General features: G+C 55.0%; 10 protein-coding genes. 7 read left to right on the top strand and 3 right to left on the bottom strand.

What is annotated here, in order from left to right; genetic code table 11:
* Positions 1-5: 5 nt before the first annotated feature.
* Both JW499_RS03095 and JW499_RS03090 read right to left on the bottom strand, forming a co-directional pair.
* Positions 6-1,538: a sbcc family protein gene (locus tag JW499_RS03095; RefSeq protein WP_205209211.1), complete on the bottom strand. Its 1,533-nt coding sequence runs from the start codon at positions 1,536-1,538 to the stop codon at positions 6-8.
* Positions 1,539-1,737: 199 nt separating this feature from the next.
* Positions 1,738-3,141, bottom strand: a complete 1,404-nt coding sequence (locus JW499_RS03090) for an aminotransferase-like domain-containing protein (RefSeq protein WP_205209210.1) — start codon at positions 3,139-3,141, stop codon at positions 1,738-1,740.
* 110 nt (positions 3,142-3,251) lie between these two features.
* Between JW499_RS03090 and ccoG the strand changes: the two genes are divergently transcribed.
* Positions 3,252-4,625 carry a cytochrome c oxidase accessory protein CcoG gene (ccoG, locus tag JW499_RS03085; RefSeq protein ID WP_205209209.1) on the top strand — a complete coding sequence of 458 codons (1,374 nt, stop codon included), beginning with the start codon at positions 3,252-3,254 and terminating at the stop codon, positions 4,623-4,625.
* Positions 4,626-4,697: 72 nt separating this feature from the next.
* Here the strand turns inward: ccoG and JW499_RS03080 are convergent, their stop codons facing one another.
* Entirely contained in the window at positions 4,698-6,497 is a 1,800-nt protein-coding gene (locus tag JW499_RS03080; RefSeq protein WP_205209208.1) for a sigma 54-interacting transcriptional regulator, read from the bottom strand.
* Between the two features lie 357 nt (positions 6,498-6,854).
* Here JW499_RS03080 and JW499_RS03075 point away from each other — a divergent pair, with 357 nt between their 5' ends.
* The 6 genes from JW499_RS03075 (at position 6,855) to JW499_RS03050 (ending at position 15,699) form a co-directional block, all read left to right on the top strand.
* Positions 6,855-8,063: an MFS transporter gene (locus JW499_RS03075; RefSeq protein ID WP_205209207.1), complete on the top strand. Its 1,209-nt coding sequence runs from the start codon at positions 6,855-6,857 to the stop codon at positions 8,061-8,063.
* A gap of 71 nt (positions 8,064-8,134) precedes the next feature.
* Positions 8,135-9,778, top strand: a complete 1,644-nt coding sequence (locus tag JW499_RS03070) for a DUF1302 domain-containing protein (RefSeq protein ID WP_205209206.1) — start codon at positions 8,135-8,137, stop codon at positions 9,776-9,778.
* Between the two features lie 21 nt (positions 9,779-9,799).
* On the top strand, positions 9,800-11,155 hold the full coding sequence (locus tag JW499_RS03065; protein ID WP_205209205.1) for a DUF1329 domain-containing protein: 1,356 nt from the start codon (positions 9,800-9,802) through the stop codon (positions 11,153-11,155).
* 70 nt (positions 11,156-11,225) lie between these two features.
* Complete coding sequence (locus JW499_RS03060; protein WP_205209204.1) at positions 11,226-12,281, top strand: WD40/YVTN/BNR-like repeat-containing protein; 1,056 nt, start codon at positions 11,226-11,228, stop codon at positions 12,279-12,281.
* Between the two features lie 12 nt (positions 12,282-12,293).
* Positions 12,294-14,729 carry an efflux RND transporter permease subunit gene (locus JW499_RS03055; protein WP_205209203.1) on the top strand — a complete coding sequence of 812 codons (2,436 nt, stop codon included), beginning with the start codon at positions 12,294-12,296 and terminating at the stop codon, positions 14,727-14,729.
* 1 nt (position 14,730) lies between these two features.
* The gene (locus tag JW499_RS03050) at positions 14,731-15,699 is read left to right on the top strand and encodes an alpha/beta hydrolase (protein ID WP_205209202.1); all 969 of its coding nucleotides are present in this window, start codon (positions 14,731-14,733) and stop codon (positions 15,697-15,699) included.
* Positions 15,700-15,833: the final 134 nt, after the last annotated feature.

The following is a 15,833-nucleotide window of genomic DNA, read 5'->3' as shown; positions in this document are numbered from 1 at the left end:
AATAACTATTCTGCATTCAGATTGAGTGAACTGGAGTTCATACACAATCTGATCTTCCGAGAGGTCTGATCAAAATTGATCATACCGTCAATGCCATAAATCTGTTGAAGCGATGCTGCACTCTGTTTTAGCAACAGCTTTGCTGACGCAATCGAGTCCTGAAAGTAGTTTGTGGCTTTTTCAATCCGTTGTCGGGCCGTTTCAATTATCGGCAAATGGACCGTTTCCACCGTTTCAATCTTGTCATATACCTGTCTGACAGCAGCCAGCTGTTGCTGATACCGGTCCAGTTTTTGCTGTGCAATCAGAAGCTGTCGGCTGGCTCTCTGGATGAGCTGCTCGGTTGAGTACTGAGACTTCTGCTCTAAAGAGCCTAAGCTTAGTTGAGGTTCTGTTGTCAAACGACTGGAAGAAAGCAAAGTTTGGGCGGTTTCAGGCTCAATGGTAATCGTCGCAACCCGTTGCGCTACTTTTTGTACTTTCGTCAGGGTAATCCCGGAATCCCCCACTAACCGGCGTAACTCACTATCGGTTGTGGTCACAGCCGACCTTATCTCCTTTGCTACACTGTTCCTGGCTGTTTTCCAGTGATGCAGGCGCTGCAATAATCCCGGCAGCGGGCTACTGATTTCAGACAACCGCGCCATCACCCGGTCCCCCTCAAGCAACACAAGCTCCGTGCGGTCTTGCTGCTGAAGATAACGATTCACCTTCATCTCAATACCGTTAAGTAAAGCCTGCGGATTTGACAGGTCAGTAATCGCTGTTTGTAACAGATTTAACTGTTGACTGATCCTACTCAGGACCCTGGTGGTTGATTTCCCGGGCCCGAGTTCATGCCTGATCTCAGACAGTTGTTGCTGGCTCTCCCGCAGGTCATCAACAGCATCAGAGTGATCCCTCAATGGAATAGCCAGAACCTGATCGAGGGCCTTCAATGCGGCTTGCTGCTGTTCCTCATTGACTGCTTGTTGCACCAAAACACGTTTGCGATACGAAGCTAACCCGATACTCTTCTCATCCATATCTGTTATCAGTTTATCGATATGGTCCCGCGCATCATCTATACGGGAATCAGCAACCAGCATCACCGGCTGTAACGACTGCGCGATGGGTGTAAGACAGGCCACCCGGCTCTGTGCCAGCTTTACACCCGCAACAACAGCCTCTGGCGTATATAGCTGAATAGCGCCATAACCGATGCCTACGGTTGCGGCGATCAGAACAATGATCAGTTGTGGAGCCCGCAAAAGGACCGCAGCAGACCCCGCGGCTGCCAGGATGATCGCAGTGATCCCCCAGATATCGTTGATTGACTGAAATCTCTCAGTGAGTAAAAGATAATCCTGAGCCTGAATACTCAGGTCATGGATAACCGTTTCAATATCTGCACTATGACTGATCTTAGCCAGCCTGATATCTTCCATAAAATACTGGAACAGATAACCCGCAATCAGTAACCCAGCCAGCACCAGCCCCCAGATGAGAGTCTGTTTTCCGGTTTGATTCTCTGGGGATGGCGTGTCTGCCTGTGACATAACAGATCCCTTTTATGCTTCCAACACAGTAAACCCTCATACTCTGTCAGAAACAGAAAGCGGTTTGTGAATCAGATGCAAGCAGTTAAAACCAAGCGATTGCATTCAGTTTAAGTGATGACGGTCAAAATGCTAACAATAGTTCTGGCAACCAGTATAGCGCGTAGATTCAGGCTCAGGTTTTATCGGAACAGTAAAGTCATAACCCCAACACGCCGGACAAAATATTCAGCGCTTCAACCCGGCGCTTATCCCATGGATGGGAAAAACTGAGGCGCATACAGTTGCGGAACTGCCCGGATACCGAGAACAACGGCCCGGGGGTAATGACCACCCCACGGTCAAGCGCTTCGGGGTAAGCCTGCAATGTGTCCACCCCGTCAGGTAGTTCAACCCACACCGCTAAGCCCCCCTGAGGCAGACTTATTCTCAAATCCCCGGGCCAGGCCCGCAGGTGCGCAATCAGCCGGTCACGTCGTTCACGCAACTCATGGCGCTGGCGGCGAAGATGGGCGCCCAAACTACCCTCCGCCATAAACTCAGCAACCCCCTGTTGCAGATAGCGACTACTACTCAGCTGGGTAACCAGTTTCAGCTTGATAATCCGTTCGTGCCATCGTGCTCCTGATATCCAGCCCAGCCGCAGATCCCGGGATAACGATTTTGAAAATGAGCTACAGAGGATCACCCGGTTGTCTTCATCTAACGCTTTCAAAGGGTCTGGCACCATCCCCAAAGCGGTATCGGCATAGATATCATCTTCAATAATGGCGAGATCATGTTGTTCTGCCAGCGTTAATAATGTCAGGCGGGCATCTTTCGGCATCAGCGCCCCCCCCGGGGTAGAGAAGGCAGGCGACACAACACAGGCTTTCACTTTCCAGCGTTTCAACACCTCTTCCAGCGCCTCAATATCCATCCCCGTAGAGATTGATGTGGGCACCTCAACAACCTGCAGCCCCAGTTGCTCAAGCAGTTGAAGTACACCGTAAAAACCCGGTGATTCAACGGCAACAACATCCCCCTTTTCACAGGTCGCCATCAGCGCCAGAAACAGGGCATGCTGACAGCCGGAGGTAATACACAGCTCATCGATATCAACCTGCCAGCCCCGGCGTAACAGATGCAGGGATAGCTGCTCGCGCAACCCGACATCCCCGGCGGGAATATCGTAATACTGGTAATCATCGCCCCGTTGCCGCCGCAGCGCTCTGGCGACAGACCGGTTGAGGGTGACAATGCCTGCGGGCAGCTCACCAGCATGCAGGTCCGGCAGCAGATCAAATGCCGCACTACGACGCATAATATCCAGCAATAGCTCGCTCACCGTGACCGGCCTAGGTGCCTTGATATCTGAACGACTGATCGGCTCTTTGACAGTTTTAGCATGCAATGCAACGAAGTAGCCGGCTTTAGGTCTGGCCTCCAGCAAGCCCTGCGCCTCAAGCCTTTGCAACGCGTGCTGGACAGTCGCTTTAGACAACGAATGCTGTTTGCACAGTTCCCGGATAGAGGGTAACCGATCCCCCATCAGCCAACGCTGCTCCCCGATACCGGTTAATAACCAGTTTTCAAGCTGTTGATAGAGATAGTCTGATGCCATCGTGCATTACCGCCCAACTGTACCTATTAACTATATTTTTTTTATACCTGTACCCATTTAAGCGACAACCTTAAGCTAGTGCAATCAAAATTTTTCAGAAGATTGCCGCCATGCAAAAAATTCCTGTTATACAAGACCCCACCCCACCCTTTGCAACCGATGGTAAATTTCACGTCCGACTTACAGAGGGGCGTTTTCAAAACCTCAGACGTCTGACCTCCTGGCCAATGATCGCGCTGTTTTTCGGGCTCGTCTGGGTTCAGGTTGATGGTCAGCCGTTTCTGTTTTTCTCCTTCGAACAGCGCCGTATCACCCTCTTTGGCAGCGCCCTGTCCTGGCACGATCTGCCCTTAATGGCCGGATTGATGATTGCCGGAGCAGCGCTGCTGTTTTTTATGGCGGTGGCCTGGGGACGCGTCTGGTGCGGCTTTGCCTGCCCGCAAAGTATCTGGACCTGGCTGTTTATTCGTATCGAACAGCTGGCCGAAGGTCGCGCCAGTGAGCGATCTAAATCTGATCACCTGCCACTGCGGGGCACACGTCTGTTACGCCGGGTAATCAAACATCTTCTGTGGATTTTGCTCGCCGTTCTTACCGCAGCGACCTTCACCGGATATTTTGTCCCTATCCGGGAGATAGTGGCGGATGCTGTTAATCTTGAAATGTCCGCAACGGTGGTCGGATGGTTGGCAATTATGGAGGGACTCACCTATGCCAACGCGGGACTCGTGAGAGAGAAAATCTGTCTTCACGCGTGTCCCTACTCACGCTTTCAGAGTGTCATGTTTGATGAAAATACACTCACCGTCAGCTACGACGCCAAACGGGGTGAGCCCCGCGCCAACCGTCGTCATTCCAATAAAAACAGCGCCGATAAAAACAGCGGTGACTGTGTTGATTGTGGCATCTGCGTACAGGTCTGTCCCACGGGCATCGATATTCGTAACGGCCTGCAGGCTGCCTGTATCGACTGTGCTGCCTGCATCGATGCCTGTGACACGGTCATGGATAGAATTAACCGCCCAGGAGGCTTGATACGTTTCGCCTCCGAACGGCAACTGGAAGGCAAACAATCCCCCTTCCTGCGCCCAAGACTGGCGGGCTATGCAGCGGTAACACTGTGCGCCATCTCAGCGGTTATCTACGGTTTTACCGATACTAAAGGGTTACTGGTTGAGGTTCGCCGTGATCGCACAGTCCTGTTTACCCAGTTGGATCAGAACACTGTCTGCAATAATTACCGTGTCAAGGTAGAGGGGTTTGCCAGCGATCAGGAACTGATCAAGGTTTCCCTGTCAGGAAACCCGCAGTTTACCCTCAACGGGCCTGAAATCATTAAGCTCAGTGATAATAACTCAGCCTGGTTACCCTACCGCATCTGCGGTAGTAATGTTGATGAGATAAATGCAAAACTGGCGTTTGTCTTCACCGGCAATGGTATCTCAACGTCAAAGGAAACCACCTTTCTGTCGAAGCTGATCTGACCCTGTGTTAAAATCCGGCAAGGAGGCCCCTTCCTTGCCGGGCGTTTGAGAAAGCCCTCTACCGGCAGCGCATCAGGCCTTGCTCAGGCGGTAAGCCAGTTGCGCGCGCGACAGTCCCATCATCCGTGCAGCAGCGGCCAGGTTGCCACGACACCGTTCCACAGCTTCCTGTATCAGGCGCAACTCCAGGCTCTCCAACGAAAGTGACTCAGATTGAGACAGGGCCAGGAAACGATCCAATAACCCCCCTTCGATAGCCTCACTTGCCGTAAGAGCCTCGTTAGCATCCTCTTTCGCCAGCCCTCCGGCGATCCCGACTGAATACACAAACTCACTGGGCATCTGTTCAAACCGAAACAGGTGGCGCAGATCAATCGCATTATCATCGTCGGCGGAAATAACGCCTCGCTCGACCAGATTCTGCAATTCGCGGATATTGCCCGGATAGTCGTAGTTGAGCAAGGCTCGCACCGCCCGGGCCGTGAAGCCGGTGATATGGCGCCCATGCTGTTGACTGTAGCGCTGCAGGAAGTAGCTGAGCAACAGCGGAATATCTTCCCGCCGATCACGCAACGGCGGCAAGCGAACCGGAAATACGTTGAGACGGAAAAACAGATCTTCCCGGAAACGTCCCTGACGTACTTCCTCTTCAAGTTCGACATTGGTTGCGGCCACAACCCGGACATCCACTCTGATCTCCCGTGTTCCGCCGACCCGCTCAATCACCCCTTCCTGCAAGGCGCGCAACAACTTCCCCTGGGAAACCAGACTCAGTGTTCCAATTTCATCGAGAAACAGGGTGCCTCCGTCTGCGCGTTCGAAGCGTCCCGGACGGGAAGCAATTGCCCCGGTATAAGCGCCCTGCTCCACGCCGAACAACTCTGCTTCCACGAGAGTATCCGGAATTGCGGCGCAGTTGACCGAAACGAAAGGCTTATCTTTGCGCGGACTGATCTCATGGAGCATTTGCGCAAATAACTCTTTTCCGACTCCGGATTCGCCGGAAAATAGTGCGGTCGCCCGGGTTGGCGCAACACGCTTTAGTTGATGACAGCAGGCATTGAATGCTGCCGAAATCCCCACCATATGTTTTTCGTCTTCCGCAGCCAGATTGTCGGTTACTTCAGGGAGTTCGGCGATATCGCGGGCCGAAGACGGGTTGAAAGCACTGGTACTCAGAAAATCCTCACCATTGATGTAATGCAGGTCTTCCTCGACGTTCGGCCACTCTTCGGCCGGTTTACCAATAATACGGCAAGCCTGTCCCCCTGCTGCGCGACACTCAACTTCCCGAAAGATGACTAACCGCCCCAGCGTGGTTGATACATACCCCATGGCGTAGCCAAGCTGCGTCCAGCAGGCCGGTTCAGACCCCATGCCGCAGTGAGCGATGTGGGCTTCGACCTCCACTGAGTTATGCCAGATAAACTCACCACTGTAGGTGCCCATGGCGGCATCGAACTCCAGATGGAGCGGCTCGACTTTAACCATCCCTTCGAGAGCATGAAGCCGCACTCCGGCCAGATAGGTAGACATAGGCCCCTGATCTGCCCAGCGAGCCATAACCAGTTCGGCATCGCGAACGCCGGAAATGTAACCGGTACGCGTCAACAGTCCCCTCGCATCATCCAGACCCACTTTATCGATCAACTGCTGACGCATCATCCCCAGTGCATCGCTCTGCATCAGCACGACACGCCGGTCATCCAGCCAGATCCGCCCGTCCCCTGGCGAGAATTGGATGAACTCAGACAGCTCTCCGAGAGTCGGGGAAACCGCATCGTTTTCGATTGATCCGTCCCACCGCCACGTTTGGGTTTCTTCATTAAGGCGGGAAATGTCGGCTAAGGATATGCGTTCGGAGGATGACATTACAATGACTCCAGAGAAAATTACTGAAATCGTAATAAAGCCAAAAGACTAAGTCCATAAAAATTTATCATATCCGAACATTTCAAAGAAAAGCATCTTCAATCAAAAATATCATAAACAGATAATTAAACTATTTTATCCTTATATAACAATAGGTTGAAATTAATTATCACAATATTAACGGGCTCATATCACTTTCTGGCGCATACATTGCAATTATATAAATATGCGGTCGAAAATTACGGAAATCGGAAAATACCGAAACAATCGACACGACTTCAACAAGAAATGCGCGGGCCGAAAAGGAGAGTCGTCACCACGCAAGACGCCAGATTGACGGCGTAAGGAGATATAGCAATGTGCACACCTGATAGCATCAGCGGCAAGACCGTTCTGGTAACCGCTCACGTCGCCGGACTGATTGATATGGTGGCCCTGCCACTCTGGATCGGAGCGTTAATCCAGTACTACCACTACAGCCCCGAGCAAGCGGGCCTGACAGTTACAATATTCCTTTTCGGTGCACTCCTCGCAAGTCTGCTTGTTGCCCCCCGGTTCAACAGATTACCGAAGCGGCTTGCCGCAGCAGGCGGTTATGGTGTCGGTGCACTCGCTTTTTTCCTGATTGGACAGCAGCCTTTAGAGAACAGTCCCCCCCAGCTAATCGTGCTTTTCCATGGCCTTGGCGGACTTGGGGTTGGCTGTGCGTTATCGTTTGCGCACGGTGCCATGGGACGTAGTGCCAACCCGCACCGTTTGTTCGGTACTGCCCACTTTGCCCTCGGCATATTTGCACTGGCCTTCCTTTCGCTGGTACCACAGGCTATCCAGCAGGTGAGCCCAACGATGTTGTTCAAGATCATTGCCGCAGGAATGTTCATCGCCAGCGTTATGATGGTGATCGGCTTCCCCCACGTGGCGGATGACAGACCCCGAAGCCTGTCAGACAGAAAATACTCCCAGGTAAAGATCCCGCCTGCTGCATGGTTCATCATTGGTGTCGTCATGTGCATGCAGCTCAATCAGGCGATGGTCTTCAGCTTCGTCGAGCGCGTTGGCGCTGATCACGGGTTTGGCATCGCCGGCGTCAATGCGGCACTGATTGCACTCGGTTTTGTAAATCTGTTTCCCGGCGGGCTCGCAGCACTACTGCAAAAAAGACTCTCGCCAATCATCGTGGGCGTAGCCGGGCCACTCGGACAAGCGATCCTCGCCATGATCATTTTCAACTCAAGACATTATCTGCCCTACGCGGTTGCGGCCAGCCTGTTCGTCGCCATGGCTATCTTCACTCATGTTTTTCTGTTCGGTCTGCTCGCGCAGCTCGACATCAGCGGCCGCGCGGTTGCTGCAACGCCCGCGATGCTGATGGTCGGTTCCTGTATTGGTCCAGCTCTGGGAGGTTCCATTGTTCAGGGTATTGGTTACTCAGGACTGGGCTGGGCAGCCTGCATGATCACTGGTATTGCCATCCTATCGATCCTGCTGGTGCGCCACTACATGCTGCGCGCCACTATAACGGCCTCAGCCACCCCGCATACATTAACGGAGTCCATTATCGAGTAAATCGAACGCGAGTCCTCACGCAGAAAGCAATCACAAAAATAACACTGGTTTTACGCGAAGGAGATACACATATGAGAAACAAAAAGTCAGTCCAGGTGGTACACCGCACCATGGTGGCCGTTGCTGTGGCTCTGGCCTGTGGACAGGTACAGGCATTCCAGTTTGATACGGGCGATTCAGGCCTCAGGGCACGCTGGGACAACACCGTCAAATACAGCACTATCTACCGGCTGAGGGACCCGGACGCTACTCAACTGTCCGACTATGCGGCAGCCGGTTCGGTGAGTGACGACGGCGACCGCAACTTTAAAAAAGGCATCGCCTCAAACCGCCTGGATCTGCTCTCAGAGTTCGACCTTGTACATGACAGCAATAAAGGTTTACGCATCAGCGGCACCGCCTGGTACGACGACACCTATCAACAGGATAACGACAACGACTCACCGGCCAGCTCAAACAATATGAGCGCCCCCTACGACCAGTTCACCGACAAAACACGCGATGCCGTCGGTCAGGGCAGCCGACTGATGGACGCCTTTGTCTTCACCCGGGGCCGGATCGGCGATATGCCCGCCAGTTTGAGGATCGGCCGCCACGCTGTCATCTACGGCGAAACCCTGATGTCCGGTAGCAACGGTATTGCCGGTGCCCAGGGCCCCGTCGACATTGTCAAGGCGGCGACGGTACCCGGCGCACAGGTTAAGGAGTTCCTCCTGCCCACCAATCAGATCTCCGCCACCCTGAAACCGACCAGCAATATCTCGCTGGGTGCTTACTACCAGTTCGAATGGGAAAAGTCGCCGTTCTTCGCCTCGGGCAGTTTCCTCTCGCCCGCGGACTTTCTCGGCGACTCTGAGTCTTTCCTGCCTCACGTCACAACCCGCACGTCCGATATGTCACCCGACGATGATGGTCAGTGGGGCGCACAGATGCGCTTCTCGCTGGGTGACACCGAATATGGTCTGTACGCCGCAAACTATCACGACAAAACCCCTTCGGCGGTTTACCTGAATATCGGTGCTAACCCGTTAGCTGGCGGAACCGTTATGCCGACCAGCTTTACCCATGTCTACCAGCAGGATATCAAGACCTACGGTTTCAGTGCCAGTACTGTGCTTGGTAGCGATAACGTCTCCATCGAAGCCTCAGTGCGGGAGAACCAGCCTCTGACCGGCGGCAGCGGCTTCGTCCAGACCACCACTACCCTGCTGGGCGGCCCTGCGTTCGATAACGAGGACAATCCCGCCTATGCCGTTGGTACCACTCAGCACCTGACCCTGGTCGACATCCACATCATCCAGCCCAATACCTTCCTGCGGGATGGCGGATCGATCGCCACCCAGCTCGACTGGCATCGCGTTGCCAGCGTCACTAAAAACGAAGCGGCCATAGATCCCACCACCACCCGGAGCGCATCGCAGATCACCACAGCGTTCACCGCCGATTTCTATCAGGTCGCCGAAGGACTGGACCTGTCGATCCCGATCGTTCTGTCTTACAACCTGTCAGGCCGCTCACGCGTTTACTCTGGCTGGGTCGAACATGGTGGCTCTATCGACACCGGCATTAACTTCACCTACCAGAACGACTGGAAGGGCGGCTTCGGCTACCACCACTTTCTTGGCAGCCATGGCGTGGGCACAGGCGACGGGAATTTCGACCAGACCCTGTGGGACCGCGACTACATCTCGTTCAACCTGTCACGCACTTTCTAAAAATAATAAGGAAACACCTTCATGAATGCACAGATCAAGACTCTCGCTGCCCTGATTGCCCTGACCCTGGCAGGCAGCACACTGGCAGCGGTTTCGCCCGAAGAAGCGGCCAAGCTAAAAACAACCCTGACACCGCTGGGCGCAGAGCGGGCTGGCAACAAAGACGGCAGTATTCCTGCCTGGACCGGTGGCTACACCAAAGCACCGTCCGGCTATCAGTCCGGTGATGTCCGCCCTGACTTTTTCCCTGACGAGAAGCCACTGTACAGCATCACAGCTGAGAACATGGCGCAATATGCAGATAAACTGACTGACGGCGCGAAAGGACTGTTGCAGAAATATCCAAACTTCCGCATGGATATCTACCCAACCCATCGCACGGCAGCAGCCCCTCAGTGGTATTACGACAATACCTTTGAGAACGCCACCCGTGCCAGACTCACCGGCGACGGCTACCGGTTTGAAGGGGCTTATGGCGGCGTTCCCTTCCCGATCACCAACAATCCCAAGGAGATGCTGCTGAATCACCAGACAGCCTGGACCCGTGGTGAATCGGCAATCAGTCCCTCTCGCTGCTTTACCGTATCACCCAGTGGTAAGGTAACCCTGGTCAGCGACGGCATCCAGAACCAGCAGTTTCCCTACAACTTCAAGGATGGCAGTCTGGAGACCTATAGCGGCTATTTTAACGTAGGCCACTTCGTTCAATCGGCACCCGCCTCCAAGGCAGGCGAATCGATCCTCGCCCACTTTCCCTCGGATGCAGATGAGAATATCGGTCTCTGGCAGTATCTGGTCGGCCAGCGCCGTGTACGACGCGCCCCCTCAGTGTCCTACGACACCCCCGACTCAGTCACCTCAGGCGCGGGCTTTTTTGACGAAGCGTTCATGCAGTTTGGGCCGTATGACCATCACGAGTACAAGCTGCTCGGCAAGCAGGAGATGTATGTTCTCTATAATAACAACAGGGCTAATGCCGCCCAACCGGAAGAGATCTTCACCCCGGACTTCCTGAATCCTGATCTGGTGCGCTGGGAACTGCATCGTGTGTGGGTTATCGATGCCACCCTGGCTCCAGGCAAGCGCCATGTTGTCGCCCATCGCCGCTTCTATCTGGACGAGGACAGCTGGCAAATCCTGCTGGTCGATGGCTGGGATGCTCAGGGCCAGCTCTGGCGCATGACCTATACGCTGACCGAACTGGCACCGGATGTGCCCTCGCTGGTGGCCAATATGGCCTGGGGTAACTACAACTTCCTGACCGGCGGTTACTACCTCAACGCCGCGACCAACGGCACCACGCAGTTCAAGGTCGTCCCTCCGCGTCCGGATTCATTCTTCTCTCCTGACGAACTGGCTAACATGAGCGCCCGCTAAGCGCCCTTCTGGGCCTCCCGTCGCTTCATGCGGCGGGAAAAACTCGCTCAACAAGAGACCTGGAAGCACTATGAAAGTGAAGTATCTACTTACGTTGGTGGGGCTGTTTATTGCTGCGTCAAACCTGTTCGCCGCCGATCAACCGCCTCGCCCTGCAGCAGCCCTGGACAAGCCCGCGCTACAATCGCCTAAGTCGCCGAACATGGCGATCCTGTCGGTAACACGTGCCGGCGAGCGGGTGGTGGCTGTCGGTGAACGCGGCATCGCGCTCTATTCCGACGATAGCGGCCAGACCTGGACCCAGGCCCAAACGCCGACATCTGCGACCCTGACCGCGGTTCGCTTCGCCAACGACAAAATGGGCTGGGCAATTGGCCACATGGGTATCGTGTTGCACACAGAAGACGGGGGGGGCACCTGGGTTAAGCAACTCGACGGCATCGAGGCCGCCAGACTTTCTCTCCAGACGGCACAGCAAAGTGGCAACGAACGCGCCATTCGCGACGCGCAATATCTGATTCAGGATGGTGCCGACAAACCCTTCTTCGACATCTGCCTGCTGGACGAAAACAGTCTGATGATTATCGGCGCTTACAACCTGGTGTTACGCAGTGAAAACGGCGGCCAGAGTTGGACCGGCTGGCAAACCCACATCGATAACCCAAGGGCATTGCACCTGTATGCCATGCAAGCCATCGACACAACGCTGTTCATTGCCGGCGAGCAGGGACTGTTACTGCGCTCGGACGATAATGGCCAGCATTTCACTCAGCTCGAATCGCCCTATCACGGTAGCTGGTTCGGTTTGCAGGCTGAGCATAACGGCAGCCTGCTGGCCTACGGGCTACGCGGTACTGCCTACCTGACGACAGATCTCGGCAACCACTGGCAGCAGGTAAATAGCGGCACGCCAGTATCAATCTCTGCTAACACCGAACTGGGCGATGGTCGCACCCTGCTCGTCAGCCAGGCCGGAGAGATACTGGTCAGCACCGATAACGGCCTTAATTTCATCCGCGCAGCGGAACGATTAAGACTCCCTCTGACGGCAGTGACCGAAGTCCCCGATGGCCTCGTCGTGGGCAGCCTGCGCGGCGTCCATGCCATTCCCCTCCCCGCTGAATAAGCTGAGAATACTATGCACGCAACCATAGACCACCAGCCCGTCGTTAAACGACTGGAAGAATTTGATATCCGTTCAGGCAATCTTGCCGAGCGCACCCTGTTCAATAACCGGTTATTAATTGTCATTCTGTGCCTCTGCGGCACGCTGCTGCTCGGCTGGCAGGCAACCATGATTCAGCTGAATGCAAGCTTCGACAAGATGATTCCGACCTCGCATCCATATATCGCCAACTTCCTTGAGCATCGCGGCGATCTGCCCGGGCTGGGAAACTCAATGCGCATCGCGGTCGAGAACCGTGATGGCAGCATCTTCGACAAGGAATATCTCGACACACTGCAGAAGATGAACGACGAGATCTATCTGCTGCCCGGCGTCGATCGTCCCTTCATGAAGTCCCTTTGGACCACGGCTACCCGCTGGGCTGCGGTCACAGAGGAGGGGCTGGAAGGAGGTACCGTGATGCCCGACGATTATGACGGCTCCCCCAGGAGCCTGGATCAGGTCAGGGCTAACATCGAACGCTCCGGCGAGATCGGCCAGCTCGTGGCAAACAACTTCAGGTCGAGCGTGATCTTCGTACCGCTGATCGACCACAATCACCTGACCGGCGAAGATCTGGATTACCGTAAGCTCAACGCCAGCATTGATCAGATCATCGCCAGGTACCAGAGCGACAAGATCCGCATCCATATCACCGGTTTCGCCCGGGTAATCGGCGACCTGCTCGACGGCCTGGTCCAGATGCTCGGTTTCTTCGCCGTCGCCATCGTCATCGCCACCGTCATGCTATATTGGTACACCCGTTGCCTGCGATCCACGACTCTGGTCGTGGCCTGCTCTCTGGTCGCCGTGATCTGGCAGTTTGGCCTGGTACAACTGCTTGGCTATGCCCTCGATCCCTATTCAGTGCTGGTACCCTTTCTGGTCTTCGCCATCGGCATGAGCCACGGTGCCCAGAAGATGAACGGCATTATGCAGGACGTCGGCCGCGGCACCCACCGGGTAGTTGCAGCGCGTTACACCTTCCGACGGTTGTTCGTCGCCGGTATGACTGCGCTCCTGTGTGACGCCGTCGGCTTCGCCGTGCTGATGATCATCGACATCCAGGTGATCAAAGACCTGGCCATGATTGCCAGTGTTGGTGTCGCCGTGCTGATCTTCACCAACCTGATCCTGCTACCGATTCTGCTCTCCTATGTCGGCGTAAGCCCCAAAGCTGCAGAGCGCAGCCTCAAAGCAGAACAACTCGACGAGCTGGGTGCCAAGCACTGGATGTGGGAGTTTCTCGACCTCTTCACCCAACGACGCTGGGCGCTGGGCTCGGTGATTCTGGGGGCGCTTATGGCCATCGTCGGTTTCACCATCAGCACTCACCTGCAGATCGGCGATCTCGATCCGGGCGCACCGGAACTGCGTGCTGACTCGCGCTACAACCTCGACAACGCTTTCATGGTCAAGAACTATGCCGCCAGTAGTGACATTCTGGTGGTGATGGTGAAGACCCCTGATGACCACTGCACACGCTACATCACACTTTCAAAGATGGACCAGTTGGGCTGGCAACTTGAACAGTTACCGGGGGTCGAATCAACCAACTCCATGGCCAATCTGTCGCGCATATCATCGGTCGGCTACAACGAAGGCAACTTCAAGTGGCTGGAGCTGATCCCGAACCAGTATGTATTAAACGGCGTGCAAAACCGGGCCCCTCGGGAACTCTTTAACCAGAACTGCAATCTCCTCAGCCTCTACGTCTACCTTAAGGATCACAAGGCGGCAACGCTGACGCGCGTGGTCGATGCAGTTGAAGCGTATGCCGCAGCCAACAACACCGGCGAGACGCAGTTTATCCTCGCCGCTGGCAGTGCCGGTATCGAGGCTGCGACTAACATTGTTGTCAGGAAGGCCACCCACGAAATGATGTTCTGGGTATACGGCGCGGTGATTGTGTTGTGCTGGATCACTTTCCGCTCCTGGCGCGCAGTCGTCTGCGCCGTGGTGCCATTGGTACTCACCTCGATTCTTTGTGAAGCGCTGATGGTGGTGTTCGGCATGGGTATTAAGGTCGCAACCCTGCCAGTGATTGCACTCGGTGTTGGCATCGGCGTCGACTATGCACTCTACGTGCTATCGGTAATGCTCACGCGCATGCGTGCGGGGATGTCGCTTTCCGAAGCCTATTACCAGGCCCTGCTGTTCACTGGCAAAGTGGTGATGCTGACCGGAGTGACGCTGGCAATTGGCGTTGCCACCTGGGCGTTTTCGCCGATCAAGTTTCAGGCGGATATGGGCATCCTCCTGGCCTTCATGTTTATCTGGAACATGCTCGGCGCACTGCTGCTGCTCCCGGCCCTGGCCCACTTCCTGTTGCCTCAGGGCAGGCCCGAAGATGCACCGGCGATGAACCACGAAATCGAACTTCCCATGACCACTACAAGCGAGACCTGAGATGAATTGGAAAATCCGCTTCAAAGCCAAAGCCTTACGCTTCTTTATCGACCGCATCGTCATGCGCAAACCCGCGTATCAAATTGACGGTGTTCCTGAAACCGCCCATGATGAAGAGTTAATGATTCCAACGCCACAAGGCGAAACGCGTACCCTGTTCCACTGGCCCGCAAAAGCCCGCAATACCGATAGCCCGCTGCCCGCACTGGTGCTGATTCATGGCGGAGGGTTTGTCTTCGGTTTACCGGAGCACGAAACCCCTTTTTGCCAGCGCCTCGCGAACAACACAGGCTGCGTCGTGATCAATCCCGACTACGTGCTCTCACCCGAATACCCGTTCCCCCATGCGATCCACCAGTGCTATGAACTCGTCGCCTGGGTGGCGCGGGAAGCGACATCCATGGGGATAGATCCCCAACGCATCGCTGTCGGTGGCCACAGCGCCGGCGGCAACCTGGCAACAGGCGTCGCCGCGCAGGCGCTGGCCAGGGGTTTCCCGAATATCTGCTTCCAGATTCTCGACTATCCATTTCTGGATGGCAGTGTGGATGCCAGGAACAAGCCGCTTCCCATTCCAAAGCCGGTCATTACGCCGGAGCTCGCCACACTTTTCAATAGCTGCTATATGCCGGAAGGTACAAATCTTCGCGATCCACTGCTATCCCCTGTCTGCGCAGCTCTTGACGATCTGGCGGGCCATCCACCCGCACTGGTTATTACCGCCGAAAACGACGTACTCCGCGAGGAAGCGGATCGATATGCCGACATGCTGCGCAGGGCTGGCGTGCCGGTTAGACACGTAGTATTCCCAGGGGTCGACCACGCCTTCACCCACAACGGCCCGAAACCATCGGCAGACGCAGCCTGGCAACTGATAGAGGACTATGTCCGCGCGGCCTTCGCCAAAACGCCCTCTAAAGGGTCGCTGAACTCACAACAACCAGAGAGCATGACGAACAATTCGCAGTGATACTAAAAGCTTTATTTAAAGCGGGCCGCCTTACGATCTGCGGATAGTGGATTCTGAGTATATTAACGATCTGACCGCCCCGCCTCTGAGGGCCGGGCGGTCATTCAGGAACAGGTTTGCTACTACGGCTTTCA

This window comes from Amphritea pacifica, assembly GCF_016924145.1.
In the GTDB taxonomy this organism is placed as follows: Bacteria; Pseudomonadota; Gammaproteobacteria; order Pseudomonadales; family Balneatricaceae; genus Amphritea; species Amphritea pacifica.
This window is presented reverse-complemented; position numbering and strand designations above follow the sequence as displayed.